This is a genomic window from Rhodococcus sp. B10, assembly GCF_011770055.1.
GTDB classification, from domain to species: domain Bacteria; phylum Actinomycetota; class Actinomycetes; order Mycobacteriales; family Mycobacteriaceae; genus Rhodococcoides; species Rhodococcoides kyotonensis_B.
Window position 1 is genome coordinate 47,818 of the sequence record NZ_JAAFYV010000020.1, and the last position, 26,807, is coordinate 74,624.

Here is a 26,807-nt window from a genome sequence, read left to right on the forward strand (position 1 = left end):
CTGGTTCGTTCGCGTGACCCGAAACCGTGGCGTACCTGCATGAAGGAAGTGTCGCCGCCGCGTGGCAGCATGGACGGCGATGAACAACGACACGCCTTCGACCCGTCGCCAGCTGCCCGACGCCCCTCTTCTGGCGGCCGCCGCCGGAAGGAAGGCGTCGCGACGACCTGTCTGGTTCATGCGACAAGCAGGACGTTCGCTTCCCGAGTACCGGAAGATTCGTGCCGGTATCGGAATGCTCGACTCGTGCTTCGATCCGGCGCTCGTCGCCGAGATCACGATGCAGCCGGTGCGTCGCCACGACGTCGATGCGGCAATTCTGTTCTCCGACATCGTCGTTCCGCTCAAGGCTGCGGGTATCGATCTCGACATCGTCGCCGGCACCGGCCCGGTCGTCGCGAATCCGGTGCGTTCGGCGGCGGACGTCGCCGCGCTGCCCACGCTGCACAGCGAGCAGGTCGAGCCGGTGGCGAAGGCAGTGACGTTGCTGACCGAGGAGCTCGGGCAGACCGCCCTCATCGGGTTCGCCGGCGCGCCGTTCACACTGGCGTCGTACCTCGTCGAGGGTGGTCCGAGCCGCAACCACGAGAAGACCAAGGCGCTGATGCGTTCGGATTCCGCGACGTGGCATGCACTCCTCGACACCCTCGCGGACACCACGATCACGTTCCTGCAGGCTCAGATCGACGCGGGCATCGATGCCCTGCAGCTGTTCGACTCCTGGGCCGGCGCACTGTCGCTGGCCGACTACCGCGAATTCGTGCTTCCGCACTCGACCAAGGTGTTCGACGCCGTCAGCGCGGCAGGCATTCCCAAGATCCACTTCGGCGTCGGCACCGGTGAACTACTGGGCGCGATGGGCGAGGCAGGTGCGGACGTCGTCGGCGTCGACTGGCGCATCCCGCTCGACGACGCCGTCCGACGCGTCGGCCCCGGAAAAGCGTTGCAGGGCAACCTCGATCCCGCGGTGCTGTTCGCAGGCTGGGACGCCGTGGAATCCGAGGTGCGACGCATCGCCGGCGAGGCGGATCGTGCCGTGGCGGCCGGCGCCACCGGGCACGTGTTCAACCTCGGGCACGGCGTGCTGCCGGACACCGACCCGGACGTGCTGACTCGCGTCGTGGAGCTGGTGCATTCGCTGTGACCGTGCGGCGGGTAGCGGTCGTCGGCGGCGGTATCACCGGCCTCACCGCGGCGTATCGGCTGCGTTCGACACTCGGTCCGGACGCCGTCGTCACGGTCGTCGAAGGGTCGGATCGGCTCGGTGGCACGCTGCGGACGGTGCACCTCGAAGACGGCCCTCTCGACGTCGGTGCCGAGGCGTTCATCGGTCGTCGACCCGAGATTTCCGCCCTGATGGAGGAGCTGGGTCTCGCGAGCCAGCTCGTGCATCCCGCAGGCAAGCGGCCACTGATCTACTCGCAGAATGCGCTGCATCCGCTGCCCGGCGGCACGCTGATGGGCATTCCGGCGTCCGCGTCGTCGGTCGTGGGACTCGTCGACGACGCGACCGTGCGCGCCATCGAGGCAGAGCCCGAAACCCCGCTGCAGTGGAATCGAAACACGGACGTCAGTGTCGCCGAGCTGGTGGGCGGACGGTTCGGTGAGCAGGTGCTGCACCGGTCGGTCGATCCGCTGATCGGCGGTGTGTACTCGGGCCTGTCCGCGTCGATCGGTGTGCGCGCAGCGCTCCCGACTCTGGCTGCCGCACTGGACGATTCGGCGACGAGTCTCACCGCGGCGGTTGCCGCAGCAATTCCGCCGCCGAGCGCAGGGCCGGTCTTCGGTGCACTGCGTGACGGCTACGGCGTCCTGATCGACGCGCTCGTCGCTGCCGCGGACGCGCGCATCGTCCTCGGAACCGCGGTCACGTCTCTCCGTCGCACGTCCGGCGGTTGGGTTATCGACCCGATCGGCGAGGTCGACGCCGTCGTTCTCGCAGTTCCGGCGCCCGCGCTCGCAACCATTCTCTCCGCTGCCGTGCCCGAGGCGTCGGCAGCCGCGGCCGACATCGAACTCGCATCGGCCGCGGTCGTCGCGATGGCACTTCCGTCGGACGCCGAACTACCCGACAACTCGGGTGTACTCGTGGCGACGGACGCAGGTCTCGAGACCAAGGCGTTCACGCTGTCGAGTCGCAAATGGGGGCACCTCGCCGACCGGTCGGTCTCGCTGGTTCGTGCGTCGTTGGGTCGATTCGGTGACACCAGGGCGCTCGACTGGACGGATGACACGCTGACCGATGTTGCGCGTCAGGATCTACGGCGCGTGACCGGCATCGAGATCGACCCGTCGTCGAGCGTCGTCCAGCGATGGCGCGGGGGACTGCCGCAGTACGCGCCGGGGCATCTCGATCGCGTCGCCGCGATCTTCTCGGCTGTCGAGGACGTCGACGGGGTGGCCGTTGCAGGCGCGTGGAGCAACGGCGTCGGTGTGCCCGCGTGTGTCGCGTCCGCCACCAGGGCGGCCGCGGCCATATGCGAAGTGGCACGATAGAGCTCATGGCACGCCTCGACTATCAAGCGCTCAACTCGACTCTTCGCTATTCGATGTTCTCGGTGTACAAGGTCACGCCAGGAGTCCTGGGTGAGGACCGCGAGGACGCCGCGAAAGAGGCGCGATCGTTCTTCGAGAACCGCGGCGAGGACGTCGTCGTCCGCGGCATCTACGACATCGCGGGCATGCGGGCCGACTCCGACTTCATGGTCTGGACGCACGCAGAGCGTATCGAGGACCTGCAGGCGACGTACTCGGACTTCCGTCGCACCACGGCGTTGGGTCGCGCGAGCACGCCGGTGTGGAGCAACTCGTCGCTGCACCGGCCTGCCGAATTCAACAAGAGCCACGTGCCGTCGTTCATCGCGGGCGAGGAGCCGGGCGCGTACATCTGCGTGTACCCGTTCGTCCGGTCCATCGATTGGTACCTGCTGCCCGACGAGGAACGCAGGACCATGCTCGCCGATCACGGCAAGGCTGCACGCGGCTATGCGGACGTCCGCGCCAACACCGTGCCCGCGTTCGCGCTCGGTGATTACGAGTGGATCCTGGCCTTCGAAGCGCCACAGCTCGACCGCATCGTCGATTTGATGCGCGACCTGCGTGCCACCGAAGCGCGGCGGCACGTGCGCGAGGAAACGCCGTTCTTCACCGGACCTCGTGTCGACATCGAGACCCTCGTGGCCTCGCTGCCGTGACGGAGCGCGAGATCCAGGCGGTCATTTTCGACTTCTCCGGAACGCTGTTCCGACTCGACGAGGACGATTCCTGGTTCGACGGGGTGACGCGTGCCGACGGGTCGCCCCTCGACGGGCATCACGTCGCCGAGCTGATGCGCCGGATGACTGCCCCCGTCGGCGAGGTCGTGGAGTTCGACGACGTGTCGCGGCATGCCTGGCAGAACCGCGATCTCGATCCGGCGCTGCACCGTCAGGCGTACCTGCACGTATTGCGCGAGTCGGGTGTCACCGAGGCCTCGCAGGCGGAGTCCGTCTACGGACGCGTCATTGATCCCTCCTGCTGGACGCCGTATCCCGACACCGCCGACGTGCTCGAATCGCTTGCGAGTCGGTCTGTTCCCGTCGCGGTGCTCAGCAACATCGCGTTCGACATCCGGCCCGCGTTCGAGGCGCTGGGGATCGACAAGTACGTGACGGAATTCGTCCTCAGCTACGAGGTCGGCGTCGTCAAACCTCGGCCGGAAATCTTCCAGCACGCGACGCAGGCGCTCGGCGTCGATCCGGCTCGGACGTTGATGGTCGGCGACAGCGTGGAAGCCGACGGCGCTGCGACGGCCATCGGATGTTCGTTCGCGCTGGTCGAGCCGCGTCCGACGGCCGAACGTCCCACCGCGCTGCGCGACGCGCTTGCTCGATACGGACTCTGACCCCGAGGTGAGCGTCGAGGGTGCCGCGCAGCACATGGCCCACTGGGGCATGTTCCGTGCCTCGGCGACCGACGGGGAGATCACCGAGGTCCACCCGGACCGGAACGATGCCAGTCCGTCGCCGGTACTGGGGAATATTCCAGGTTCGGTGCGTCACCGCTCGCGTATCGCCGGGCCCGCGGTGCGGCGCGGATGGCTGGAGAACGGCCCTGGCCCGTGCGATCGTCGGGGCAACGACGAGTTCGTCGCTGTGTCCTGGGACGAACTCACCGATCTGCTCGCGACCGAGCTCCGGCGCGTCGTCGACACATTCGGGAACGGGGCGATCTACGGCGGCTCCTACGGATGGGCCAGCGCGGGCCGATTCCATCACGCGCAGAGCCAGGTTCACCGCTTCTTGAACTGTCTCGGCGGCTATACGCGTTCGGTCGACAGCTACTCGACCGGCGCGACGAGCGTGATCATGCCGCACGTCGTCGGCGCGCACTGGAAGATGTTCTCGCGCTCCACATCCTGGGACGTCATCGCCGAGAACACCGAGTTGCTGGTCGCGTTCGGCGGCGTCCCGTTGAAGAACACCTCCATCAACCACGGCGGCACGTCGAATCACCCGACCCAGGATGCGTTGACCGCGCTGCGTGCTCGTGGCGGCAAGATCGTCACGATCAGCCCGCTCCGTGACGACATGACCGGCGCCGCAACGTGGTTGGCTCCCATTCCCGGCAGCGACGTCGCCGTCATGCTGGGTCTCGCCCACGTGCTGGCGACCGAGAATCTGCACGACACAGCGTTTCTCGACACGTACTGCACCGGCTACGACAGGTTCGAGCGATATCTGCTGGGGCACAGCGACGGTATACCGAAATCCGCTGCCTGGGCATCGGGCATCTCGGGTCTTGCCGAGCAGACCATCGTGGATCTCGCGCGCGAGATGGCGTCGCATCGAACCTTGGTGACGGTCACGTGGTCGCTACAGCGCGTCAAGAGCGGTGAGCAGGCGCCGTGGATGGGGCTGACGCTGGCGTCGATGCTCGGCCAGATCGGTATTCCCGGAGGGGGATTCGGCCACGGGTACGGATCGATGAACGAACCAGGACTCGCCCCGGTACCGTATCCGCTGCCGACGCTGCCGCAAGGGCTCAACCCGGTGTCGACGTTCGTTCCCGTCGCGGCGGTCTCGGACATGCTGCTGCACCCAGGCGACGAATTTCGTTACAACGGCCGACGTCTGACCTATCCGGATATCAAGCTCGTCCACTGGGCAGGCGGCAATCCGTTCCATCACCACCAAGACATCGGACGGCTTCGGCGTGCGCTGGCACGTCCGGACACGATCGTCGTGCACGATCCGTACTGGACGCCGATGGCGAAACACGCCGACATCGTCGTCCCGTCGACGACGTCACTCGAACGCAGCGACATCAGTTGCACCCGCAACGACCCGCTTCTCGTCGCGATGCACCCGGCCGTACCCCGTTTCGCCGACGCGCGCGACGACTACGACACGTTCGCCGCCGTCGCCGAGAAGTTGAGCGTCGCACGGGAATTCACCGAGGGCCGGACGTCAGGGGAGTGGCTCCGACATCTTTACCGGCAGTGGCAGGGCTATCTCGCGTCGGCGGGCGTCACGACACCGACGTTCGACGACTTCTGGGCCGACGGCTCGTTCCGCATGTCGACCGAAGACGGGCTGACGCTGCTCGGGGACTACAGAAAGGACCCGGTCGCCGCGCCGCTTCGTACTCCGAGCGGCAGAATCGAGATCTTCTCCGAGGTCGTCGACGGCTTCGGGTACGACGACTGCGTCGGACACCCGGCCTGGTACGAACCCGACGAGTGGCTGAACGGCGAACGCGCAGAAGCGTTTCCGCTGCATCTCATCGCGAACCAACCGCGCACGAGGCTGCACGGTCAGATCGACCACGGCGCCACGAGCCAGGCGTCGAAAGTGCAGGGCCGCGAGCCGATTCGACTGCACCCGGCCGTGGCGCGGGCATACGGTGTCGCCGACGGTGACGTCGTGCGTGTGTTCAACGACCGTGGCTCCTGTCTCGCTGGGGTCGTCGTCGACGACGGGATGCTCGAGCGCGTCGTGCAGCTGTCGACGGGTGCGTGGTACGACCCGGAGGACCCGTCGGACACGGCGTCGATGTGCAAGCACGGCAATCCCAACGTGCTGACGGCAGACGTGGGCGCGTCGTCGCTGTCGCACGGTTGTACCGGCCAACACGTCCTCGTGCAGATCGAACGCTACGACGGCGAGCTGCCGCCGATCACGGCGTTCGATCCGCCGACGATCGTCACTCGAACACGAATCGGGTGATGGTCTCGGCGACCAGGGCCGGCTTGTCGACGCCCTCGATCTCCAGCGTCTGCGTCGTGACGATCTGGACCGCGCCCCCGGCAACGTCGTCCACCGACGCCAGCGTCGTCTGCAGCCGTACGTGCGACCCCACCGTGACGGGGTTGACGAACCGAACCTTGTTGGATCCGTAGTTGATTCCGAGCTTCACGTTCTCCACGGAGTAGATCTCCGCATTGAGCAGTGGGATCAGCGACAGACTGAGGTAGCCGTGCGCCACCGGTGCACCGAAGGGGCTTTCCTTCTTCGCTCGTTCGACGTCGACGTGAATCCATTGATGGTCACCGGTCGCGTCGGCGAACGTGTTCACCCGATCCTGGGTGATCTGCAACCAATCGCTGGTCCCGAGATCCTCGCCGACGGCGGCTTTCAACTGCTCTGCTGACGAAAAAGTGCGCATGGTCACATTATGCCTTCGCGATACGGGAAGGCAGCAATGAGATTGTCCTGAATCTCCGTCAGGTTCGGGATCGGCCGGTATTCGATTCGCAATCGGGCGATTTCGTCATCGTCCCGTGTGAGATCCGACGAGTGTTGAACTGCTTTCCCGTCGAACACCGAGTAGTAGTCCTCGAATTTGTATCCGGCCCCGCCGATTTCCCGGTCGAGCTCGATCCACGCGTTCGGAATGCCGTAGGAGTCGGCGACGATCAACCCGTGCAGGCTCGTGGACATGACGAAGTCGCACGACGTGATGTCGGCTATGACCTTGGCGGGCTTACGAGACGGGTCGATCAGTGTGATCTTCTTGTCGCGCGCAAGAGCGAGCACAACAGGGTCGGTCTTGTGCATCCAGTGGTAGACCAGGCCGATTCGGCCGGCCACGGAGGTGGAACGTGGGTAGACCCTGCTCGCCAATAGCCCCGGATCCCCCACGGCCACTTCACGGTCCGACTTGACGCGCTCCAACGAGAGATACCCGCGCACGGCATAGAAGTCGAAATTCGGGAAGTCGAAGATCCGACCGTCGAGCCCGTCCTTCAGCATGAAACCGGAACCCCAGATCTTCAACGTGTCGGGGGCGTTCATCAACTGGACCATCTCCAGCGTCGAACCAGCTCCTGTCATGTCGCTGTTCTTCGGGCGTCTCCACGAGCACTTCTTACCGAAGAGCGCGTCGACGAGGCCCGGCGTCAGTTCATCGCCGAAATTGGGGCGAATACCGGTGACCTTGAGCTGGCGCCACCAGAATGTCTTGATCGAGTTCGGCACTCGATAAAGATACTGCACTACAGGACCGTGAGGTCGGTTTACGTTCGACAGGGTTCGCAGCCGGCGTAGCCGCACCTACTCCTGATTCGTCGAGGGCTGCAGCGTCAGCGAGATCGAGTTGATGCAGTACCGCTGGTCGGTCGGTGTCGGGTAGCCCTCACCCTCGAACACGTGGCCGAGATGGCTGTGGCAGTTCCTGCAGACGACCTCGACACGACGCATGCCGAGCGAGTTGTCCTCTTTCAGGATGACGGCGTCGCTGTCGGCGGGATCGTAGAACGACGGCCAACCGCAGTGGGATTCGAACTTCTCGGTGCTGCGGAACAGTTCGGCTCCGCAGGCGCGGCAGTTGTAGACGCCTTCGGTCTTGGTGTCGGTGTACTCGCCGACGAACGGCCGTTCGGTACCGGCCTGCCGCAGCACCGCGAACTCCTCGGGAGTGAGCTTCTCGCGCCACTCCGCATCGGTGTGCTGGACGGCGGGCACGGAATTGTTGTCGGTCGCTGAACTCATGCCACCACGCTAATACGATTCCGTTGCCCGTGCGGTTTTCGCAGCTCGGTCGCCGTTCGTGGTTGCCTCCGCGTCGATGCGACGATTCTCGGCCTCGATCCATTCGGGTTCGATTCCTCGATCCAGGCGGCCGTCGCTGCGTGCAGCGAAATACCGTCCGACGAGCACGCCGAAGATGACGATGATCAGCAAGCTCCACCCGAACGTCGTCCGCATGTAGTCGAACGCTCTGCCCGTGGTGTAGAAGCGACCGGACAGCCATCGGTCGTAGCTCATGAACCCGTAGATCGCGAGCCATGCGGGCCAGTTCCTGAGCACCGAATTCTTCAGCACCACCGTCATCAGCAGCGGGAACAGCATCATGGAGTAGTACATCTGGCCCAGCGAGCCGAGCAGCCAGTGGGCCGTGAGGACCAGACCCGACGTCGTAGCGACGAAGAACAGGCGATCTTCGCGGCAGTAGCGGTACAGGATCCACAGCGAGACGAGCACCATGACGCCGAGGACTCCGCGGAGGCCGAAAATCATCCACTCCGGCAGACCGTAGTAACGGCCGTTTCCGACGATGGCGCTGTTGAAGTAGTCGCGCGATTCGAGCAGGTACGGGACGGTGCGTCGAACGAAGTCCATCGGATCGACCGACAGCGGCCACGCGATCGCAGTGAACACCAGAGGTATCGCCGCCGCGGTGACGAACACCTTCCACTGCTTCGTCATCAACGGGATGATGAGCAGCGGCACCAGAATCGGTTTGACGACGATGGTGAGACCGATCGCGACACCGGCAGTCAAGTCCTTGCGCTTCAGCAGGAAGTAGACGAACGCGATCTCGCCGAGCAGGACGAACCCGTTGAAGTTCGTGAACACGAGGGTGTTCGTCACGGTTTCGCTGGCGAACGCCGCCAGGAGCAGCGCGGGGGCTGCAACCGAATTCAGGCCGTACCCGAAGATCCGCAGCAAGATGTAGAGCGCCGCGATGATCGCGATCGTGCTGGCGAGGATGAACAACCAGCGTGAGCGTTCCGGGTCGATGACGGCGATCGGAGACAGCAGCATCGTCGCACCCGGTGGGTACAGGTAGTGGGGATCGACGGAGTCGAAGTTCGCCGTGTACACGGGCTGCCGGTTCAGGAACGCCAACGCCGCCTTGTAGACGGGGTTGAAGTCGTCGGTGATGTCACCGTTGACCGCGCGCACGAGTACGCGGTTGAGCACCGTCATGACGGCGAACGGCCACAGTGCGAACTTGATTACATCTGTGGTGGTCCGGCCGTTTCGAGGCTCGAGGAAGCTAAGTGACACGCGCAGAACGGTACCTTGACCGGCTGTCGTCGCTGTGTCGGACACCCCGAGCCCATGAGCTCAGGCGGGGCATGCGCTGCCGTCGGGCGGGAGTGCGGCGTCGAGCGCGTAGTTGCCGACCGCAGTCTGTGCACACACCGATCCGCCGACGACGGGGTGGCCCGCGCCCTGCCACGTCATCGACGCCGAACGCGCACCGGTGGAGGCGACGAGGCCCGTGACTCCGGCGAACCCGGCGTTGCCGACCATCGGATCGCCGGACCCGCTGAGCGACAGAACCGGAATTTCCAGCGAGGACGGCAGCGGGGCAGCCGGCGCAGTCGGCCACGACGAGCAGCTCAGCGCCGTCAGCGCCGCGTCCGTGCCGAAGACGGGGTAGCGCTCGGACCACGCGGCGCCTGCGTCTCGAACGACCTGCGGCGAGGGCCACTGCCTGCCGTCGGTGCAGCGCGCGACGAACTGGCCGTCCGTGCCGTAGGCAGCGTGCGCGCGCGACGCCAGCAGTTGCAGCCGGCCGACGTCGCCGGATCGCGCGGCCGACAGGGTGTCGGACAGATCGAGCGCCCGGCGCGATGCGTCGCCCGCCGACGATGCGAGGGCGTACGCGATGCCGTCGAGCACTTCGTGCGACGACAGTGGCGCGAGGTCACCCGCAGCGGCGCGTCCGACGAGGTCGGCGACGGCGTCCTGCGGTGCGTCGCCGAGGGAGCACTGCAGTGCTCGGCATCGCAGCGCGAACGCGGCGAACGCCGCTTCACGTCCCTGCGTCTTCTGTTCCGCCAGCGTCATCTGGTCGACGCCGACACCGGTCGGCGAGTCGAGGACGAGCCGCGCCACGTGGTCCGGATACTGCGCGGCGTAGGCCAACGCCGTCGAAGCGCCGTTACCGGTTCCGATGATGCCGAGGGTGTCGACGCCCCATGCCATCCGCAGCTGGTCCAGATCGTCGGCTGCGTAACTCGTCGCGAACGCCAGCTCCTGGGGCTGGAGAAGATCAGTGCACTCGATGGTCGCCTCGCGGCCGACGTCGACGGCACGGTCTGCCGCGTCACCCGAGCCCGCCGAGAACTGACCGAGGCCCTCGAGCGCCTCGCGGGTGTCGATCTTGATGCAATCCACCGCCGTGGACCGTCCGATGCCCCGTCTGTCGACCGCCACGATCGGATTGGCGCCCAACAGCGTTCCGCTTTGACCGGCCGCGATGTCGGCAAGCGTCGCCATCGACGAACGGTCGGCACCGGACGTCAGTACGAGGGGAGGCGCGTCGGCAGGCGTGCGGTCGAGTCGCGCCCGCATCACACCGACCGAGAACGAGCCGAACATCTGTCCCGACGCGTCCACCGGCGATTCGAAGTCGGCACAGTCCAGAACGAGACCAGGTGTCGCAGGCGTCAGGCCGTACGCGTCGAGCGTGCTCTGCGTGCAGTCCCTCCACGCCAGGTCGTCGACCGGCTTCTCGAGCTCGGGAACCTGAGGTTCGTCGTTCGCTTCCGACTGGTCGGGTTGCCCCGGCGAATTCTGCTCGACGGCCACATCCGGCCGCGAGGACGGGCCCGCCGCGCAGGCCGATCCGAAGAGCGCCACGGCCACACCGACGGCGAGTATCGATCGTTTCGGCGTCACGGCACCTCATTCTGCCCGGTCTCTGCATTTCGGGCCCGAACCCAACGCGTCAGCAGCGTGCCGTCGTCGTCGGCCAGCACGTGGGCGCGGTTCATGGCGCGCATGGACGCGTGTTCCGAGTGCGCGATGCGTCCCGCGGAGCCGGCGACGGCGACCGGGGAGACCGTCGAGCAGATCTCGTCGACGGCGTCGTCGTCGAGAAAAGTTCCGAACAGGCCCGGCCCCCCTTCGAGGAGAACCCGTCGCTCTCCGGCGCGTTCGAGCTCGGCAGTCACGGCTGCCGGGGTGACGTCACCGTCGTCGACGACGACGCGCGCGCCCGCTGCTTCGAGGCGTCGTCGAGCCTCGGGGGAGGACGACGACGCGGTCACGACGGTCGGGGAAACCTCGGTGTCCGTGAACAGCCGTGACTGCGGATCGAGCGACGCAGACGCCGTCACGACGACGATCCGCGGAACCGGCGACTGTCCGGCCGCGATCCGACGCTCGCGTTCGTCGTCGGCCAGGTGCACACCGCCGTAGTCCTCGGCGCGGACGGTGCCCGCACCGACCACCACGACATCGGCCAGCGCACGCAGTGCACCGAACACTCGTTTGTCCGACGGCGTGCCGAGACCGGCGGAGACTCCGTCGGCGCTGACCGCGCCGTCGACGCTCGACACGAAGTTGACGCGAACCCACGGCCTGGTCAGAGCGCCTGGGTACGCATATGCGCGACGAAGCTCGTCGTCGTCGAGCTCGGCACCGACCCGGGACGCGAGATCGTTGTCGGATGTGAAGTAGGTCGCAAAATCCAGTAGCCGCACAAAGTAGATGAGAACACGTCGATACGCTCAGTCAATGCCTGCACGTCTTGTCGACCGCAATCCTGTGGTGCCGTCCGATCAGCTGATCGCCCAGATGGTCCCGCCAGCCATGTTCGACGACGTCAGTTTCTCCTCGTACATTCCGGACCCGAACGAGCCGAGTCAGGCCGAAGCGGTCGCCAAGGCCGAGGCGTTCTCGCAGAAGGTCGCGAAGATTCGTGGCAAGGGCGGAAAGCGCGGACTCTTCGGCAAGAAGGCCCCTGCGACGGGTGCAGGCCTGTACCTCGACGGCGGCTTCGGTGTCGGAAAGACCCACCTTCTCGCATCGATCTTCCACAGCGTGCCCGAGCCCAAGGCGTTCGGCACGTTCGTCGAGCTGACTCACGTCGTCGGCGCTCTCGGCTTCAACAAGGCCCTCGAAGAGCTGTCGAGTCACAGCGTGTTGTGCATCGACGAGTTCGAGCTCGACGACCCGGGCGACACGATGCTCGTCTCCCGGCTTCTGACGGAGCTGTCCGCGCGCGGTGTCTCGATCGTCGCGACGTCGAACACGCTGCCGGGACAGCTCGGAGAGGGCCGCTTCGCGGCCGCCGATTTCCTCCGCGAGATCAAGAAGCTCGGTTCGATCTTCGAGACCATTCGCGTCGACGGTCCCGACTACCGCCACCGTGATCTGCCGCCTGCCCCCGAACCGACGTCGGAAGCCGAACTCGTCGAGCGCGCGGCACAGGTCGAGGGCGCGACGCTCGACGACTTCGACGAGCTTCTCGCGCATCTCAGCACGCTGCACCCGTCGCGGTACGGCAAATTGCTCGACGGCGTCAGCGCGGTGTTCCTGAAGAACGTGCACCCCGCTGCGGATCAGTCCATCGCTTTGCGGCTCGTCGTGCTCGCCGACCGGCTCTACGACGCCAGCATCCCGGTCACCTCGTCGGGCGCGAAGCTGGACGAGATCTTCACCGAGGAAATGCTGGCCGGTGGCTACCGGAAGAAGTACCTTCGCGCGACGTCGCGTCTGCTGGCACTGTCGCGCTTCGCTGCCGTCGGCTGAGGCCGTCGGCTGAGGCCGCCGGTCAGAGGGCGCCGGTCAGAGGGCGCGTTCCATGACGTAATCGTCGTGCACCTCGGTGCCGACGGTGAACGTCTTGGTGCCGACGATCTCGAAGCCGTTCTTGGCGTAGAAGCGTTGCGCCCGCGTGTTCTCCTGGTTGACGCCGAGCCAGACTCCCGCACATCCGGTCGCCGACGCGTGCTCGAGGGCAGCCGTCATGAGTGCACGTGCCACCTGGCCACCATGGTGACCGGGAAGCACGTACAGCTTCGACAGTTCCATCGTGGGGGAGTGCGCGACGACCGCGGCAAGCGCTGGGTCGGCAGGGTCGCCGTGTACGAGCATGGCGTATCCGACGACCGAATCGTTCTCTCTCGCAGCGAGAATGGTGCGCCCAGGATCGCTGAGGTAGTCGCCGAAGCGTTCGTGTGACAGGACGTCGGCGACGAACGCATCGATCGATTCTCGCGTCGACCCGGGTGGGCACGCCAACGGGAACGTGACGGCCGCGACGTCGGCCAATTGCTCCGCTTCCCACAGACCGGCCACACCCACCGTCACGGTCACAGCCGGTCCACCGCTTCCTTGGCCTCACGCAACGTCAGGCCGGTGCGCGCACGCAGCAGCTTGATCGCCGCGATGGTTCTGCCTTCGGACTTGAGTGTGCGGAGTTTCGGAATGATGTCTTCCCACGCTCCGGTGTCGAGCCCCGTGGCGTGCGTGTACGTACCCGGCGTCGGAAGGGGTTCTCCTCGTCCCACCGAGTCGACGATGTCCTTCGCTTCCTTCAGGCCGGCGCCCGTTCGTTCTCGGAACAGTTTGACCGCGTTGATCTGTTTCTTCTCGCCGACGAGGCGGTAGATCTCGTTGCGCGCGTGGTCGTCCAGACCGGCCAGCATCATCTGCGTGGTCGTCGCAGAATTCTTGCCCGGTGCCTTACGAGCCAACAGCCATGCGGCGAGAACCGCAGTGTCGACGAGAACGAGTGCGACGATGAACCATCCCCAGGTGGGCATAGCCCTAAGTAGAACATTCGACTAGGTGGGCGACGTCGTCCGGTCCCGCGTGTTCGGCGCGAAGAATTCCGACGTTGCCTCGAGAGTGCGTTCGGCAGTGTGATGCTTCGCTGCGGACAGATCGTGCCCTGCTCCGTCGATGTCGAGAAATCGCGTCGGCGCGGGGACGAGTGCGATCGCGTCCGACAGCTCTGCTGGGGTTCCGAACGGGTCCTTGGTGCCGGAGACGAACAGCGTGGGGACCGTCAGGTCGGGCAGGTGGGCGGTCCGGGCCTTCTCCGGTTTCCCGGGCGGATGCAGGGGATAGGACAGCAGAACGAGGCCCTGGATCGCCCACGCGTGCTCGGCCGCGAGCATCGACATCTGGCGGCCACCGTAGGAGTGACCGGCGGCGATCAGCGGGCCGTCGACGTCGGCCAGCCTGTCTGTGGCTCGTCGAATGCTTGCTCGATCGTCGGCCGACTTCGACGGGTGTGGAGGGCCTTTCGGCTTGGCACGCCGGAACGCCATGTCGAAACGGAGAACGACGAATCCGGCCGACGACCACCGCGTGGCGATGTCGACCAACAGTGACGAGGCGCAGTTGCCGCCTGCTCCGTGCGTGAGCGCGAGCGCGCCGACCGGATCGCCACCGGGGGTGTGGAGAAAACCGTGGACGTCGTCGTCGACGAGCTCGACACCCTCGGTCGGTTCACTCATCGGTGCCCGCGTCGACCTTCGGCTCGTCGGATGTGCCCGTGTCGTCCTGAACGATGTCGGCGAATGCCGTTCCCGAGACCATCCCGTCGGTCCCGGGGAGCACGACCGTGGGCCTTGCTCCTGGTTCGTATCGTTCGTCGAGTCCGGCGACCTGCTCCTCTGCCTGTCGCTTGGTTTCCTCGTCGACGGAGATGTCGCTTCCCGTCTGCTTGTCGTCGGCCACGATGGGCCTCCTTCCGTTCGGGGGGCTGCCCCTACAGCGTGCACTGCGCGCGGCTCGGCCACCACCGAAAAGCAGAAGAACCCCGGACACGGGGTGTGTCCGGGGTTCTTCTGCGTGGTGCGCGATACTGGGATTGAACCAGTGACCTCTTCCGTGTCAGGGAAGCGCTCTCCCGCTGAGCTAATCGCGCGGGTTCTCGAAACTATAGCCGAACTGCACGTATGCAGCCGACGACGAGCGGATGACGGGATTCGAACCCGCGACCCTCACCTTGGCAAGGTGATGCGCTACCACTGCGCTACATCCGCATGCGAAACCGTTTCGGTCTCTGACGAAAAGAACCCCGGCACTGAGATGTCGGGGTTCCTCTTCGTGGTGCGCGATACTGGGATTGAACCAGTGACCTCTTCCGTGTCAGGGAAGCGCTCTCCCGCTGAGCTAATCGCGCAAGCTTACGAGGTGGAGACGGGAATCGAACCCGTGTGCACGGCTTTGCAGGCCGTTGCCTCACCACTCGGCCACTCCACCATGGGCCAGGCGTTCTTTCGATTGCCCTGAACTACGAGAATGTTCCAGCCTCGAGCGGATGACGGGATTCGAACCCGCGACCCTCACCTTGGCAAGGTGATGCGCTACCACTGCGCTACATCCGCATTCGCTCCCCGGAGGCGGTTGCCCTCTCCGTGGTGCGGTGAAAACACTAGACCAACTTCTGGCGAACTCACAAATCGCCTTGTCAGCACAGCTGTGTGGCCTTCACGCCACGCACATAGGTATGGGTGAGCGGGCGGGAATCCAGTGATGCACGCCCGTCCATTCGGGGGTGAGGGGGTGTGCGGAGGCGATTCGGGGAATGCGTGGGGCGCGTGTTACTGTTTTGCCTCGTTCGACGAGATCCCCTCGGTCCCGTGGCTCAGTGGAAGAGCGTCCGCTTCACACGCGGAAGGTCGCTGGTTCGATCCCAGCCGGGACCACAGAATCGAAGAAGCCCCGCACGTATTCGTGCGGGGCTTTTTTCGTCGTCCGGGCACTGTCGTCGTCCGGGCACTGTCGCCGGACGTCGGTAGCCTGTATCCGTGACCGCAGACGACGCCCGCACCGACAACCCTCCGCGCGACGACGCGCCGCGCGACGACAAGGGCGGTGTCTTCGACAAGGTCGCCGAACGGCGTCGTCGGTTCCGCAAGAAGATCGCGGCCAACCCGACCGTGGATTTCGCCTACCGCATCGCGGTCGGTGTCCTGGGTGTCGTCGTTCTCGCCCTCGGCATTCTCGCCATCCCGTACCCGGGTCCCGGTTGGCTGATCGTGTTCGCGGGCCTCGGCATCCTTGCGTCCGAGTTCACGTGGGCGCACCGCCTGCTGAAATTCGTCCGGAAGCACTACGACCGGTTCATGGAGTGGTTCTCGCGGCAGTCGCTCGTGGTCAAAGGGATAGGGGTGCTGTTCACGACCCTCGTCGTGCTGCTGACCCTGTGGCTGCTCGGCACGTTCTCGCTCGTCGGTGGATGGTTCGGCCTCGACTGGAACTGGCTGTCCAGTCCGCTGTAGCCACGCCGCGGACGTGTGGCGGTAAGTACCGGGTGTTCAGCCGATAGGCTGTCATCGGTCTCACCGGCCGCGAAGAACGAACGAGGAGCACATCGCTGTGAGTAGTCCCGGAAACGCCGTCTTGCCCGCACGCATCATGGTGCCGGCTGGAACGACCGCCGGAACGGCGCTCCGTGACACCGGGTTACCCAACAAGGGTCCCGACGCGATCGTCGTCGTTCGTGACGCGGACGGCAAGCTACGCGACCTCTCGTGGGCTCCCGACGTCGACGCCGAGGTCGACCCGGTACCGGCGAACACCGACGACGGACGCAACGTCATCCGGCATTCGGCGGCCCACGTTCTCGCGCAGGCCGTGCAGGAGCTGTTCCCCGACGCCAAGCTCGGAATCGGCCCGTTCATCAAGGACGGCTTCTACTACGACTTCGACGTGAAGGAACCCTTCACGCCCGAGGATCTGACCAAGCTCGAGAAGAAGATGAAGCAGATCGTCAAAGCGGGACAGCGCTTCTCGCGTCGCGTCTACGAGTCGATCGAGCAGGCACGCGAGGAACTGGCGAACGAGCCGTACAAGCTCGAACTGGTCGACGACAAATCCGACATCGACGACCCCGAGATCATGGAGGTCGGCGGCGGTGAGCTGACGGCGTACGACAACCTCAATCCGCGCACCGGAGAACGCATCTGGGGCGACCTGTGCCGCGGACCCCACATTCCGACGACCAAGTACGTGCCCGCGTTCAAGCTGACGCGCAGTTCCGCAGCGTACTGGCGCGGCAACCAGGAGAACGCGGGCCTGCAGCGCATCTACGGCACCGCCTGGGAGTCGACCGAGGCACTCGATCACCACCTCGAGCTGCTCGCCGAAGCCGAGCGTCGCGACCACCGCAAGCTCGGCTCGGAACTCGACCTGTTCAGCTTCCCCGACGAGCTCGGATCGGGCCTTCCCGTGTTCCATCCCAAGGGCGGCGTGATCCGCAACGAGCTGGAGAACTACTCACGGCAGCGTCACATCGAGGAGGGGTACGAGTTCGTCAACACCCCGCACATCACCAAGGGGCACCTCTACGAGGTCTCCGGTCACCTCGACTGGTACCGCGACGGCATGTTCCCGGCGATGCACCTCGACGCCGAACTGGACGATGACGGCGCTGTCCGCAAGCCCGGCCAGGACTACTACCTGAAGCCGATGAACTGCCCGATGCACAACCTGATCTTCCGGTCGCGCGGTCGCTCCTACCGTGAACTCCCGTTGCGGCTGTTCGAGTTCGGCTCGGTCTACCGCTACGAGAAGTCGGGCGTCATCCACGGACTCACCCGTGTGCGCGGCATGACGCAGGACGACGCGCACATCTTCTGCACCCGCGAGCAGATGCGCGACGAGCTCACCCGCACACTGGAATTCGTGCTCGGGCTGCTGAAGGACTACGGCCTCGACGATTTCTACCTGGAATTGTCGACCCGTAACCCCGAGAAGTCGGTCGGCAGCGACGAAGTGTGGGAGGAAGCGACGAACACCCTCGCCGAGGTGGCGGCCGCGTCGGGTCTGAACCTGGTTCCGGATCCGGGTGGCGCCGCGTTCTACGGTCCGAAGATCTCGGTCCAGGCGAAGGACGCGCTCGGACGCACCTGGCAGATGTCGACCATTCAATTGGACTTCAACCTGCCCGAACGCTTCGAGCTCGAATACACCGGTTCCGGCGGCGTCAAGGAACGCCCGGTGATGATCCACCGAGCACTGTTCGGGTCGATCGAGCGGTTCTTCGGTGTGCTGACCGAGCACTACGCAGGTGCGTTCCCGGCATGGCTGTCACCGGTTCAGGTCGTCGGAATTCCGGTGGCCGAGGTGCACCAGGACCACCTGTTCGCCGTCGTCGCCGAGTTGAAGAAGCGTGGAATTCGCGCGGAGGTCGACGCAAGCGACGATCGGATGCAGAAGAAGATCTTCAATCAGACGGCTCAGAAGGTCCCGTTCATGCTCCTGGCCGGTGAGCGCGACGTCGAAGCCGGTGCGGTCAGCTTCCGGTTCCGCGACGGCACCCAGGTGAACGGGGTTCCGACGGAACGCGCCGTCGAACTGATCACCGACTGGATTGCCGCCCGCGACAACGCATCTCCGACGGCCGGGCTCTTTCTTCCCGACACTTCAGGAGTGAGCTGAACATGCCCGAACAGGACGCCACGATCGTCGACACCGGGGTGGGTGATCCGGATCGGTTGGAGCGGTTGTGGACGCCGCATCGGATGTCGTACATCACCGAAGCGCCGGAATCCAAGAATCACTCCAGCGAACCGTTCACCGACATCCCGAAGATGACGGACGAGGACGGGCTGGTCGTGGCGCGGGGCGAGCAGGTCTACGCGGTGCTGAATCTGTACCCGTACAACCCGGGCCACACGATGATCGTGCCGTACCGGCGCGTCGCCGCGCTCGAAGACCTGACCCGGGCCGAGAGCGACGAGTTGATGGCCTTCACGCAGCAGGCCATCCGCGTCATCAAGACGGTGTCGCGTCCGCACGGGTTCAACGTGGGATTGAACCTGGGCGCCGCCGCGGGTGGTTCGCTCGCCGAACACCTGCATCAGCACATCGTCCCCAGGTGGGGCGGCGACGCGAACTTCATCACCGTCGTCGGCGGTGCGAAGGTCATGCCCCAGCTACTTCGGGACACACGGGCATTGCTGGCGTCGGCCTGGGCCGAATGACTACGATTCTGCAGGGGGGTGCGTCGTGCTGAGTATCTTGGGTCGAGCGCCGGTGTCCAAAGTGACGGCGCCACTCGGACGTGCGCTCAATGCCACCGGCCTGACTCCCAACTCGGTGACTCTGATCGGAACGGTCGTCACCGTCGTCGCCGCCATCACGATGTTCCCGGCCGGGTACCTGTTCTGGGGCACCATGGTCATCACGCTGTTCGTGCTGTTCGACATGCTCGACGGAGCGATGGCCCGGGCGCGCGGCGGCGGCACGAAGTACGGGGCAGTACTCGACGCCACCTGCGATCGCGTCGCCGACGGTGCGATCTTCGCCGGTCTCGCGTGGTGGGCCGTGTTCAGCGAGAACGACAAGGTTCTCTTCGTCACGACACTGGTGTGCCTCGTGACGTCGCAGGTCATCTCCTATGCGAAGGCTCGCGCCGAGGCCAGTGGCCTGTCGGCGGACGGTGGCTGGATCGAACGTCCCGATCGCCTGGTGATCGTGCTCGTCGCAGCCGGTCTCACCGGCATCGGCAGGCACTTCGACATCCCCGGCCTGCAAAGTGTTCTCTACCCCGCGATGTGGGTGCTGGCAGCGCTCAGCGTCGTCACCGTGTTCCAGCGCGTGCTCGCCGTGCGCGGATCGGACGGTGCCCGCGACATCATCACGCCGCCGTCGAGTGACGCCACGGGAAAGACCGAATCGGCATGACGTTCGCCGAACGCGCCACCGATGCCGGGTACGCGGCAGGGTGGCGGGTAGTGCGTGCCCTGCCCCAGGGCCTGGCGCGGAGGGCGTTCGACACGGGCGCCGACGTCGCGGCGTCGCGGCACGGGGGGCCACAACAACTCAGGCGTAATCTAGCCCGGGTCCTGGACGTCACCCCGGATGCGGTCCCCGACGATCTGATCCGGGCGAGCGTGCGGTCGTACGCACGGTACTGGCGTGAAGCGTTCCGGCTACCCTCGATGGATCTCGACGCCCAGGCCGCCGTCATCGACGGGTGTGTGCAGGGACGCGAACACCTGGACGCGGCCCTCGCCGACGGCTCCGGTGCCGTTCTCGCGTTGCCGCACAGCGGGAACTGGGACATGGCAGGTATGTGGCTCGTGCGCTACTACGGTCGATTCTCGACGGTCGCGGAGCGGCTGAAACCGGAGTCGCTCTATCAGCGTTTCGTCGACTATCGCGAGAGCCTCGGTTTCGAGATCTTCCCGTTGAGCGGCGGCGAAACTCCGCCATTCGCGGCGCTGTCGGATCGGCTGCGCGACAACAAGGTCGTGTGCCTGCTCAGTGAGCGCGACCTGGCCCGACACGGTGTACCCGTCGAGTTCTTCGGTGAGCAGACGCGGATGGCCGCGGGCCCTGCGAAGCTCGCGATCGACACCGGTGCCCACCTGCTTCCCGTGCACTGCTGGTTCGACGGCGACGGCTGGGGCTTCTCGATCTCGCCGCGCATCGACGTCACGGCCGGGATCGACAGCGCCACACAGGCTCTCGCGAACGTGTTCGCGTCGAACATCGCCGCGCACCCGGAGGACTGGCACATGCTGCAGCCGCTGTGGCTGTCCGACCTGAGCCAGGCCAGGCGCGATCGAATCGAGGGCACGTGAAGATCGGAATGGTCTGCCCGTACTCGTTCGACGTTCCGGGCGGCGTCCAGGCCCACGTCGAACAGCTCGCCGACGTGTTCATCGAGCGTGGCCATCGCGTCAGCGTCCTCGCGCCCGCGTCCGAGGAGACGACGCTGCCGGAGTTCGTCGTCTCCGCGGGCGAAGCGCTCGCCATTCCGTACAACGGATCCGTTGCGCGGCTCCGTTTCGGACCCGTCACCTACGCGCGCATCAGGCGTTGGATCGCCGAGAACGACTTCGACGTCCTGCATATCCATGAACCGAACGCGCCGAGTCTGTCGATGTTGGCCCTCAAGGCCGCCGAGGGTCCGATCGTCGCGACCTTCCACACGTCGACGACGAAATCGTTGGTACTGAGCACCTTTCAAGGGGTGCTGCGGCCGTACCACGAGAAGATCAGTGGACGCATCGCCGTCTCCGAGCTGGCCCGCCGCTGGCAGGTCGAAGCGCTCGGCAGCGACGCCGTCGAAATCCCCAACGGCGTCGACGTGCAGGCGTTCGCACGCGCCCCGATGCTCCCGGGTTACCCACGCGCAGGCCGAACCGTGCTGTTCCTCGGACGCTTCGACGAACCACGCAAGGGCATGGCGGTCCTGCTCGGCGCGTTGCCGACGCTCGTCGAACACCACCCCGACCTCGAGATTCTGGTCGTCGGCCGCGGAGACGAGGACAAGCTGCGCCGCGACGCAGGCCCGCTCGCGCGGCACCTGACGTTCCTCGGGCAGGTGGACGACGACGTCAAGGCGTCGGCGATGCGCAGCGCCGACGTGTACTGCGCCCCCAACCTCGGCGGCGAGAGTTTCGGCATCGTGTTGGTCGAGGCGATGGCGTCGGGAACCGCGGTGGTGGCGAGCGAACTCGACGCGTTCCGGCGGGTGTTGCGCGACGGGACCGCTGGGTTGCTCGTTCCGGTCGACGACTCCGCAGCGTTGGCGACGGCGCTCGACTCGGTGCTGTCGTCGGACGCCACACGGCAAGCACTGGTCGACGCGGCCAGCACGGTCGTCGTCGAGTACGACTGGCCGGTCGTCGCCGAACAGATCATGCGGGTGTACGAGACGGTGACCGTCGGAGGTCAGAAGGTCAGGTCGGCGAGCTGATGACGTTCTCGGCACTGACCATCCTGATTCTCGGGGCGATCGCAGCGGTGATTCTCGTCGTCGGGTTGTGGGCCTACGGCACGGCGAACCGGCTCGACCGACTGCACGTGCGCACCGATCTCGCGTGGCAGTCGCTCGACGCGGCGCTGGCGCGGCGAGCGGTCGTCGCGCGTGCGGTGTCGGCGGCGACGCGTGCTCGACTCGACGAGTCGAGGAAACTCGCGTCGCTCGCCGACGTCGCCGAACGGGCGGACCGCGTGCATCGTGAGGACGCCGAGAACGCGCTGTCCGTCGCGCTCGCCGCGGTCGATTCGGCCGACCTTCCGCCGCAGCTCGTCGCCGAACTGGCCGACGCCGAAGCGCGGGTGTTGATCGCGAGGCGGTTCCACAACGACGCGGTGCGCGACACGCTGGCACTGCGCACGACCCGTCCGGTCCGCGTCCTGCATCTCGGTGGCACGGCGCCGTTGCCTGCCTACTTCGAGATCGTCGAGCGGTCTGCATCCGCGACGTACGGAACCGAGGGTCGAGCCGTGCAACGGACGTCGTCGCGTGTCGTTCTCGTCGACGAGCGCGGACGGGTGCTGCTGCTGCGCGGCCACGATCCGACCGTTCCCGACGTCTATTTCTGGTTCACGATCGGCGGCGCCGTCGAACCCGGCGAGAACCTGCGCGAGGCGGCGGCACGCGAGGTTCTGGAAGAAACCGGGCTCGTCGCCGCGGCGGCGGACCTGAAGGGCCCGATGTGGCGGCGCGTCGCCACGTTCCCGTTCAACGGCACGCTTCTGCGGTCCGAGGAACTGTTCTTCGCCTACCGCACACAGGAGTTCGAGCCCGAGCACTCGGGGTTCACCGATCTGGAACGGCGCACGGTCACCGGACATCGCTGGTGTACCGAGGACGACATCCGTTCGCTGGCGGCGACGGGGGAGACCGTCTACCCGCAGGATCTCGCCGAACTGCTCGACGAGGTCAACATCGTGTTGGCACGACGCGTCGAACCCGAGGTCCGCGCGATTCGCTGAGAACGACGTCGTCGAGAGGTCCAGGAAATCTCGATTGGCTATGGAATGACGGTCCACTGCTCCCTACACTCGGTCGCGCCGTGAGCAGCAGTGCCGGCAACGCCATCGTTCCCATACCTCAGGAGTTCGTCGTGAGTACCCCTATCGTGCCAGTGAGCAGCCACACCGACAGCGTCGACGGCGGCGTCGGAACGGCCAGGGTGAAGCGCGGGATGGCCGAGATGCTCAAGGGCGGCGTGATCATGGACGTCGTCACCGCCGAACAGGCCAAGATCGCCGAGGATGCAGGCGCCGTCGCGGTCATGGCACTCGAACGCGTCCCCGCCGACATCCGTGCTCAGGGTGGCGTGTCGAGGATGAGCGACCCGGACATGATCGACAGCATCATCTCCTCGGTGTCGATCCCGGTCATGGCGAAGGCACGCATCGGACACTTCGTCGAGGCGCAGATCCTGCAAAGCCTCGGTGTCGACTACATCGACGAGTCCGAGGTCCTCACCCCGGCCGACTACGCCAACCACATCGACAAGTGGAACTTCACCGTCCCGTTCGTGTGTGGCGCTACGGGCCTCGGCGAGGCGCTGCGCCGAATCACCGAGGGCGCGGCCATGATTCGCTCCAAGGGCGAGGCGGGCACGGGCGACGTGTCGAACGCGACCACGCACATGCGGAAGATTCGTGACGAGGTCCGTCGCCTCACGTCGCTGCCCGAGGACGAGTTGTACGTCGCTGCAAAGGAATTGCAGGCGCCCTACGATCTCGTGGTCGAGGTCGCGAAGGCGGGCAAGCTGCCGGTGACGCTGTTCACCGCGGGCGGCATCGCCACGCCTGCCGACGCGGCGATGATGATGCAGCTCGGCGCCGAGGGTGTCTTCGTCGGATCGGGAATCTTCAAATCCGGCAACCCGCAGCAGCGCGCCGAGGCCATCGTCAAGGCCACCACGTTCCACGACGACCCCGATGTCCTCGCCAAGGTCTCGCGTGGTCTCGGCGAGGCGATGGTCGGCATCAACGTCGACGATCTGCCCGTCGGCCACCGTCTGGCCGAGCGCGGCTGGTGAACCGCATGTGAGTGCGAATGCGTGCTCCAGCACGCATTCGCACTCACGAGGGGATGATCGCAGGCCGGTCGGGATGGTCCCAGCGGACGAGGAAATCGGGCCGGTCGGTCACGTCCCGGTAGTACTCGGCCAGCGGTTCGAGAGTCCACTGTTCGGATTCACCGGTCCTCCTGCGAAGAGTCGCCGCGGACAGCGTCAGATGTACGACGACGGCAGCGGATACCCGTCCCAGCAGCATCGGTCCGGCGACGATCACCAGGTGGTCCGGGGCCGCGTCGACGAGCGGGGCGCGGGCCGAGCGGTCCGTCGCTTCGTCCCACAACCGGGGCAGGATTCGGCCACGACCGCCGGGCTGCAGCGGTGCGATCACCTCACGGTCGAGGGCGTCGAAGTCGAACCACGTGGTCCGGTAGGTCAATTCGTCGGTCCGCGAGTACTCGAAGCGCAACGACGCGGGTCTGACGAAGTCGTGAAGGTCGATCACCGTCGCCGACCGTCCGTCGGATGCGGCGACATCACGGACGCGCGTGGCGAATTCGACCGGATCGGCCGCGTCCGCGCCGTCGATCGCAACGACGGCACGACGTCCGCGCGGAGTTCGTTCGACGATCGTATGGGCGAGACGATCCGGAAAGATCGGTTGAACGGCAGGCACGTCGACCATCCTGCCTGTACGGCTGCTTGTTAGCCTTCTTCGGCAGCTAGAGAAAGGTGACCCATGGCCAGTATCGAGGACATTCTCGAACTAGAGCGCATCGAGAACGACATCTTTCGAGGCAGAACGTTCCCGAGTCTGCTCCAGCGCACCTTCGGTGGACAGGTCGCCGGTCAGGCGCTCGTGTCCGCGGTGAACACCGTCGAGGAGCAGTACCGGGTGCACTCGCTGCACGGTTACTTCATTCGACCGGGGAATCCGACCGAGCCCACGATCTACCTCGTGGATCGCATCCGCGACGGCCGGTCGTTCTGCACGCGGCGCGTCACCGGAATCCAGGACGGCAAGGCCATCTTCACGATGTCGGCGTCCTTCCATGTCGACGACGACGGCATCTCGCACCAGGACACGATGCCGCGTGCCGTCGACCCCGAATCTCTGCCCGATCCGCGTGAACTGCCCGACTACGACCACTCCTTCTATGCGGAGTGGAAGGAGTGGGACATCCGGCGTATCCCGGACGATCAGCAGGACAAGCATGCGAGTTTCGCGGCGCAGCAACGAGTGTGGTTCCGCTACCGCGATCGGTTGCCGGACAGCCAGGTGTTCCATGTCTGTGCACTGGCGTACATGTCGGACATGACGCTCATCGGCTCGGCGAAGGTGCCGCACCCGGACGTCGTCACGCAGACCGCGTCGCTCGATCACGCGCTGTGGTTTCTGCGCCCGTTCCGTGCCGACGAATGGTTGCTCTACGACCAGACGTCGCCGTCTGCGGATTTCGGTCGTGCTCTCGCGCAGGGCCGGATCTTCGATCGGCAGGGCCGAATGGTCGCGGCCGTCGTACAGGAGGGTCTGATGCGGTTCGAACGTGACACGAGCAAATCCGCCACAGACCCGTTCACGCCTCGATGACCGAGCCGACGATCGGCGTTCTGGCGCTGCAGGGCGACGTGCGCGAGCACCTCGCAGCGCTGGAAACCAGCGGAGCACACGGCATCACGGTGCGCAGGCCCGAGGAACTCGACGCGGTCGACGGTCTGATCGTCCCCGGCGGAGAGTCGACCACCATGAGCACTCTGCTCTCGGTGTTCGACCTGCTCGAACCACTCCGAGCCCGGTTGAAGGACGGCTTGCCCGCGTACGGGTCCTGCGCGGGCATGATCCTGCTGGCGAGCGAGATACTCGACACTCGACCCGACGCACAGCATCTCGACGGGCTCGACATCACCGTTCGACGCAACGCGTTCGGTCGTCAGGTCGATTCCTTCGAAACCGACCTCGACGTCGTCGGCATCGACGGTGATCCCGTCCGCGCGGTCTTCATTCGCGCACCGTGGGTCGAACGCGTCGGCGCCGGCGTCGAGGTCCTCGCGACCGTCCCCGACGGCCCAGCCGAGGGGCGCGTCGTCGCGGTGCGTCAGGGAAGCGTCATGGCGACCAGCTTCCACCCCGAGGTCACCGGTGACCGCCGCGTGCACCGGCTGTTCGTGGACCTCGTCCGAGCGGCCTGATCGGGTTCGACCGCCATCGCGGCGTCGGACGCCCGAGGGCGCGCGTAAACTGTGCAGACACTTGTATGCAGTACGAAAGGGGCTCCATCGTATGAGCGGCCACTCCAAATGGGCCACCACCAAGCACAAGAAGGCTGTGATCGACGCCAAGCGCGGCAAGTCGTTCGCCAAGCTGATCAAGAACATCGAGGTGGCGGCCCGCACCGGTGGTGGAGACCCCTCGGGTAACCCGACGTTGTACGACGCCATTCAGAAGGCGAAGAAGACGTCGGTTCCCAACGACAACATCGAGCGGGCACGTAAGCGCGGTGCGGGCGAGGAAGCCGGCGGCGCCGACTGGCAGACCATCATGTACGAGGGCTACGGCCCCAACGGTGTCGCGGTGCTGATCGAGTGCCTCACCGACAACCGCAACCGCGCAGCCGGCGAGGTGCGTGTCGCGATGACGCGGAACGGCGGCAACATGGCCGACCCGGGTTCGGTGTCCTATTTGTTCTCCCGCAAGGGACTGGTCACCCTCGAGAAGAACGGCCAGTCCGAGGACGACGTCCTCATGGCCGTGCTCGACGCCGGTGCCGAGGAAGTCAACGACAACGGTGACACGTTCGAGATCGTCAGTGAGCCGACCGACCTCGTCGCGGTCCGTACCGCTCTGCAGGACGCGGGCATCGACTACGACTCCGCCGAGGCCAGCTTCCAGGCGTCGGTCAGCGTTCCGGTCGACGCGGACGGCGCACGCAAGGTGTTCAAGCTGATCGACGCGCTCGAGGACAGCGACGACGTACAGAACGTGTACTCCAACGTCGACATCTCGGACGAGGTGCTGGCCGAACTCGACGCCGACTAGGCCGGCGCACCGGGCGGGTGTCGCACACGCCCG

At 65.9% G+C, this 26,807-nt stretch carries 28 protein-coding genes and 6 tRNA genes; 18 read left to right on the forward strand and 16 right to left on the reverse strand.

What is annotated here, in order from left to right; genetic code table 11:
* The first annotated feature begins 79 nt into the window (after nt 1-79).
* Genes hemE through RhoFasB10_RS14785 form a run of 5 tightly spaced genes read left to right on the forward strand, consistent with a single transcriptional unit; the run spans nt 80 to nt 6,206 of the window.
* The gene (gene hemE / locus RhoFasB10_RS14765; protein ID WP_167677031.1) at nt 80-1,144 is read left to right on the forward strand and encodes a uroporphyrinogen decarboxylase; all 1,065 of its coding nucleotides are present in this window, start codon (nt 80-82) and stop codon (nt 1,142-1,144) included.
* Complete coding sequence (locus RhoFasB10_RS14770; protein ID WP_167676997.1) at nt 1,141-2,496, forward strand: protoporphyrinogen oxidase; 1,356 nt, start codon at nt 1,141-1,143, stop codon at nt 2,494-2,496. The genes hemE and RhoFasB10_RS14770 overlap by 4 nt, the downstream gene beginning before the upstream one ends.
* Nucleotides 2,497-2,501: 5 nt before the next feature.
* Nucleotides 2,502-3,194: a hydrogen peroxide-dependent heme synthase gene (gene hemQ, locus RhoFasB10_RS14775; RefSeq protein WP_114329665.1), complete on the forward strand. Its 693-nt coding sequence runs from the start codon at nt 2,502-2,504 to the stop codon at nt 3,192-3,194.
* Nucleotides 3,191-3,883 (forward strand): HAD family hydrolase, encoded by a 693-nt coding sequence (locus RhoFasB10_RS14780; RefSeq protein ID WP_167676998.1) that lies wholly within the window; start codon nt 3,191-3,193, stop codon nt 3,881-3,883. The genes hemQ and RhoFasB10_RS14780 overlap by 4 nt, the downstream gene beginning before the upstream one ends.
* Nucleotides 3,884-3,917: 34 nt before the next feature.
* Nucleotides 3,918-6,206, forward strand: a complete 2,289-nt coding sequence (locus RhoFasB10_RS14785) for a molybdopterin-dependent oxidoreductase (RefSeq protein ID WP_167677033.1) — start codon at nt 3,918-3,920, stop codon at nt 6,204-6,206.
* Here the strand turns inward: RhoFasB10_RS14785 and RhoFasB10_RS14790 are convergent.
* From RhoFasB10_RS14790 to RhoFasB10_RS14815, 6 genes are all read right to left on the reverse strand, one after another.
* Complete coding sequence (locus RhoFasB10_RS14790) at nt 6,184-6,645, reverse strand: MaoC family dehydratase (protein WP_206030953.1); 462 nt, start codon at nt 6,643-6,645, stop codon at nt 6,184-6,186. The genes RhoFasB10_RS14785 and RhoFasB10_RS14790 overlap by 23 nt on opposite strands.
* Nucleotides 6,646-6,647: 2 nt before the next feature.
* Nucleotides 6,648-7,457 carry a polysaccharide pyruvyl transferase family protein gene (locus RhoFasB10_RS14795; RefSeq protein WP_167677000.1) on the reverse strand — a complete coding sequence of 270 codons (810 nt, stop codon included), beginning with the start codon at nt 7,455-7,457 and terminating at the stop codon, nt 6,648-6,650.
* A 75-nt stretch (nt 7,458-7,532) separates the two neighbouring features.
* Nucleotides 7,533-7,970 (reverse strand): peptide-methionine (R)-S-oxide reductase MsrB, encoded by a 438-nt coding sequence (msrB, locus tag RhoFasB10_RS14800; RefSeq protein ID WP_068424416.1) that lies wholly within the window; start codon nt 7,968-7,970, stop codon nt 7,533-7,535.
* Nucleotides 7,971-7,979: 9 nt separating this feature from the next.
* Nucleotides 7,980-9,272, reverse strand: a complete 1,293-nt coding sequence (locus RhoFasB10_RS14805; RefSeq protein WP_346764402.1) for a glycosyltransferase family 87 protein — start codon at nt 9,270-9,272, stop codon at nt 7,980-7,982.
* A 60-nt stretch (nt 9,273-9,332) separates the two neighbouring features.
* The gene (locus RhoFasB10_RS14810) at nt 9,333-10,895 is read right to left on the reverse strand and encodes an alpha/beta hydrolase (RefSeq protein WP_167677002.1); all 1,563 of its coding nucleotides are present in this window, start codon (nt 10,893-10,895) and stop codon (nt 9,333-9,335) included.
* A complete protein-coding gene (locus RhoFasB10_RS14815; RefSeq protein WP_167677004.1) occupies nt 10,892-11,701 on the reverse strand; it encodes a pyrimidine reductase family protein in 810 nt (269 codons plus the stop codon). The genes RhoFasB10_RS14810 and RhoFasB10_RS14815 overlap by 4 nt, the downstream gene beginning before the upstream one ends.
* 34 nt (nt 11,702-11,735) lie before the next feature.
* Between RhoFasB10_RS14815 and zapE the strand changes: the two genes are divergently transcribed.
* Complete coding sequence (zapE, locus tag RhoFasB10_RS14820; protein WP_114329653.1) at nt 11,736-12,752, forward strand: cell division protein ZapE; 1,017 nt, start codon at nt 11,736-11,738, stop codon at nt 12,750-12,752.
* Between the two features lie 36 nt (nt 12,753-12,788).
* Here zapE and RhoFasB10_RS14825 read toward each other — a convergent pair whose 3' ends face one another.
* The 9 genes from RhoFasB10_RS14825 to RhoFasB10_RS14870 all read right to left on the reverse strand — a co-directional run bounded on the left by RhoFasB10_RS14825 (nt 12,789) and on the right by RhoFasB10_RS14870 (nt 15,343).
* Nucleotides 12,789-13,319 (reverse strand): GNAT family N-acetyltransferase, encoded by a 531-nt coding sequence (locus RhoFasB10_RS14825; protein ID WP_167677006.1) that lies wholly within the window; start codon nt 13,317-13,319, stop codon nt 12,789-12,791.
* On the reverse strand, nt 13,316-13,768 hold the full coding sequence (locus RhoFasB10_RS26350; protein WP_240931111.1) for a ribosomal protein L7/L12: 453 nt from the start codon (nt 13,766-13,768) through the stop codon (nt 13,316-13,318). Before RhoFasB10_RS26350 ends, RhoFasB10_RS14825 begins: the two co-directional genes overlap by 4 nt.
* Nucleotides 13,769-13,789: 21 nt before the next feature.
* The gene (locus tag RhoFasB10_RS14840; RefSeq protein WP_068424401.1) at nt 13,790-14,467 is read right to left on the reverse strand and encodes an alpha/beta family hydrolase; all 678 of its coding nucleotides are present in this window, start codon (nt 14,465-14,467) and stop codon (nt 13,790-13,792) included.
* On the reverse strand, nt 14,460-14,690 hold the full coding sequence (locus RhoFasB10_RS14845; protein WP_157105279.1) for a hypothetical protein: 231 nt from the start codon (nt 14,688-14,690) through the stop codon (nt 14,460-14,462). The genes RhoFasB10_RS14840 and RhoFasB10_RS14845 overlap by 8 nt, the downstream gene beginning before the upstream one ends.
* Nucleotides 14,691-14,805: 115 nt before the next feature.
* Nucleotides 14,806-14,880: transfer RNA gene (locus tag RhoFasB10_RS14850), tRNA-Val, on the reverse strand.
* Between the two features lie 46 nt (nt 14,881-14,926).
* A tRNA-Gly gene (locus tag RhoFasB10_RS14855) sits at nt 14,927-14,998 on the reverse strand.
* 65 nt (nt 14,999-15,063) lie between these two features.
* Nucleotides 15,064-15,138: transfer RNA gene (locus RhoFasB10_RS14860), tRNA-Val, on the reverse strand.
* 9 nt (nt 15,139-15,147) lie between these two features.
* Nucleotides 15,148-15,218 (reverse strand) — tRNA-Cys (locus RhoFasB10_RS14865).
* 53 nt (nt 15,219-15,271) lie between these two features.
* Nucleotides 15,272-15,343, reverse strand: a tRNA-Gly gene (locus RhoFasB10_RS14870).
* Between the two features lie 249 nt (nt 15,344-15,592).
* Here RhoFasB10_RS14870 and RhoFasB10_RS14875 point away from each other — a divergent pair.
* The 9 genes from RhoFasB10_RS14875 to pdxS all read left to right on the forward strand — a co-directional run bounded on the left by RhoFasB10_RS14875 (nt 15,593) and on the right by pdxS (nt 23,758).
* Nucleotides 15,593-15,664 (forward strand) — tRNA-Val (locus tag RhoFasB10_RS14875).
* A 102-nt stretch (nt 15,665-15,766) separates the two neighbouring features.
* On the forward strand, nt 15,767-16,240 hold the full coding sequence (locus RhoFasB10_RS14880) for a TIGR02611 family protein (RefSeq protein ID WP_068424398.1): 474 nt from the start codon (nt 15,767-15,769) through the stop codon (nt 16,238-16,240).
* Nucleotides 16,241-16,376: 136 nt separating this feature from the next.
* Complete coding sequence (gene thrS / locus RhoFasB10_RS14885; RefSeq protein WP_174551415.1) at nt 16,377-18,401, forward strand: threonine--tRNA ligase; 2,025 nt, start codon at nt 16,377-16,379, stop codon at nt 18,399-18,401.
* Nucleotides 18,402-18,403: 2 nt separating this feature from the next.
* Nucleotides 18,404-18,946 carry an HIT domain-containing protein gene (locus RhoFasB10_RS14890; RefSeq protein WP_068424394.1) on the forward strand — a complete coding sequence of 181 codons (543 nt, stop codon included), beginning with the start codon at nt 18,404-18,406 and terminating at the stop codon, nt 18,944-18,946.
* Nucleotides 18,947-18,971: 25 nt separating this feature from the next.
* On the forward strand, nt 18,972-19,649 hold the full coding sequence (gene pgsA / locus RhoFasB10_RS14895) for a phosphatidylinositol phosphate synthase (RefSeq protein WP_068424393.1): 678 nt from the start codon (nt 18,972-18,974) through the stop codon (nt 19,647-19,649).
* A complete protein-coding gene (locus RhoFasB10_RS14900; protein WP_068424390.1) occupies nt 19,646-20,551 on the forward strand; it encodes a phosphatidylinositol mannoside acyltransferase in 906 nt (301 codons plus the stop codon). The genes pgsA and RhoFasB10_RS14900 overlap by 4 nt, the downstream gene beginning before the upstream one ends.
* Nucleotides 20,548-21,672, forward strand: coding sequence for a glycosyltransferase family 4 protein (locus RhoFasB10_RS14905; protein WP_068424388.1), 1,125 nt, complete (start codon nt 20,548-20,550; stop codon nt 21,670-21,672). Before RhoFasB10_RS14900 ends, RhoFasB10_RS14905 begins: the two co-directional genes overlap by 4 nt.
* Nucleotides 21,672-22,697, forward strand: a complete 1,026-nt coding sequence (locus tag RhoFasB10_RS14910) for an NUDIX domain-containing protein (RefSeq protein WP_068424386.1) — start codon at nt 21,672-21,674, stop codon at nt 22,695-22,697. The genes RhoFasB10_RS14905 and RhoFasB10_RS14910 overlap by 1 nt, the downstream gene beginning before the upstream one ends.
* Nucleotides 22,698-22,828: 131 nt before the next feature.
* A complete protein-coding gene (gene pdxS, locus RhoFasB10_RS14915; RefSeq protein WP_346764403.1) occupies nt 22,829-23,758 on the forward strand; it encodes a pyridoxal 5'-phosphate synthase lyase subunit PdxS in 930 nt (309 codons plus the stop codon).
* A gap of 43 nt (nt 23,759-23,801) precedes the next feature.
* On the opposite strand, the gene RhoFasB10_RS14920 is transcribed toward pdxS, so the two are convergent.
* A complete protein-coding gene (locus RhoFasB10_RS14920) occupies nt 23,802-24,422 on the reverse strand; it encodes a hypothetical protein (RefSeq protein ID WP_206030954.1) in 621 nt (206 codons plus the stop codon).
* 54 nt (nt 24,423-24,476) lie between these two features.
* Between RhoFasB10_RS14920 and RhoFasB10_RS14925 the strand changes: the two genes are divergently transcribed.
* The 3 genes from RhoFasB10_RS14925 (at nt 24,477) to RhoFasB10_RS14935 (ending at nt 26,774) form a co-directional block, all read left to right on the forward strand.
* A complete protein-coding gene (locus RhoFasB10_RS14925; protein ID WP_068424381.1) occupies nt 24,477-25,328 on the forward strand; it encodes an acyl-CoA thioesterase II in 852 nt (283 codons plus the stop codon).
* Entirely contained in the window at nt 25,325-25,927 is a 603-nt protein-coding gene (pdxT, locus tag RhoFasB10_RS14930; RefSeq protein WP_068424378.1) for a pyridoxal 5'-phosphate synthase glutaminase subunit PdxT, read from the forward strand. Before RhoFasB10_RS14925 ends, pdxT begins: the two co-directional genes overlap by 4 nt.
* A 91-nt stretch (nt 25,928-26,018) precedes the next feature.
* Nucleotides 26,019-26,774, forward strand: a complete 756-nt coding sequence (locus tag RhoFasB10_RS14935; protein WP_068424375.1) for a YebC/PmpR family DNA-binding transcriptional regulator — start codon at nt 26,019-26,021, stop codon at nt 26,772-26,774.
* Nucleotides 26,775-26,807: the final 33 nt, after the last annotated feature.

What these genes read in the sequence shown, in the direction of transcription:
- RhoFasB10_RS14790 (WP_206030953.1), bottom strand. Translation starts at nt 6,645, where the DNA reads ATGCGCACTTTTTCGTCAGCAGAGCAGTTGAAAGCCGCCGTCGGCGAG.
- pdxT (WP_068424378.1), top strand. Translation starts at nt 25,325, where the DNA reads ATGACCGAGCCGACGATCGGCGTTCTGGCGCTGCAGGGCGACGTGCGC.
- RhoFasB10_RS14785 (WP_167677033.1), top strand. Translation starts at nt 3,918, where the DNA reads ATGGCCCACTGGGGCATGTTCCGTGCCTCGGCGACCGACGGGGAGATC.
- RhoFasB10_RS14900 (WP_068424390.1), top strand. Translation starts at nt 19,646, where the DNA reads ATGACGTTCGCCGAACGCGCCACCGATGCCGGGTACGCGGCAGGGTGG.
- RhoFasB10_RS14935 (WP_068424375.1), top strand. Translation starts at nt 26,019, where the DNA reads ATGAGCGGCCACTCCAAATGGGCCACCACCAAGCACAAGAAGGCTGTG.
- hemQ (WP_114329665.1), top strand. Translation starts at nt 2,502, where the DNA reads ATGGCACGCCTCGACTATCAAGCGCTCAACTCGACTCTTCGCTATTCG.
- msrB (WP_068424416.1), bottom strand. Translation starts at nt 7,970, where the DNA reads ATGAGTTCAGCGACCGACAACAATTCCGTGCCCGCCGTCCAGCACACC.
- thrS (WP_174551415.1), top strand. Translation starts at nt 16,377, where the DNA reads ATGGTGCCGGCTGGAACGACCGCCGGAACGGCGCTCCGTGACACCGGG.
- RhoFasB10_RS14925 (WP_068424381.1), top strand. Translation starts at nt 24,477, where the DNA reads ATGGCCAGTATCGAGGACATTCTCGAACTAGAGCGCATCGAGAACGAC.
- zapE (WP_114329653.1), top strand. Translation starts at nt 11,736, where the DNA reads ATGCCTGCACGTCTTGTCGACCGCAATCCTGTGGTGCCGTCCGATCAG.
- RhoFasB10_RS14910 (WP_068424386.1), top strand. Translation starts at nt 21,672, where the DNA reads ATGACGTTCTCGGCACTGACCATCCTGATTCTCGGGGCGATCGCAGCG.
- RhoFasB10_RS26350 (WP_240931111.1), bottom strand. Translation starts at nt 13,768, where the DNA reads ATGCCCACCTGGGGATGGTTCATCGTCGCACTCGTTCTCGTCGACACT.
- RhoFasB10_RS14840 (WP_068424401.1), bottom strand. Translation starts at nt 14,467, where the DNA reads ATGAGTGAACCGACCGAGGGTGTCGAGCTCGTCGACGACGACGTCCAC.
- RhoFasB10_RS14890 (WP_068424394.1), top strand. Translation starts at nt 18,404, where the DNA reads ATGCCCGAACAGGACGCCACGATCGTCGACACCGGGGTGGGTGATCCG.
- hemE (WP_167677031.1), top strand. Translation starts at nt 80, where the DNA reads ATGAACAACGACACGCCTTCGACCCGTCGCCAGCTGCCCGACGCCCCT.
- RhoFasB10_RS14920 (WP_206030954.1), bottom strand. Translation starts at nt 24,422, where the DNA reads ATGGTCGACGTGCCTGCCGTTCAACCGATCTTTCCGGATCGTCTCGCC.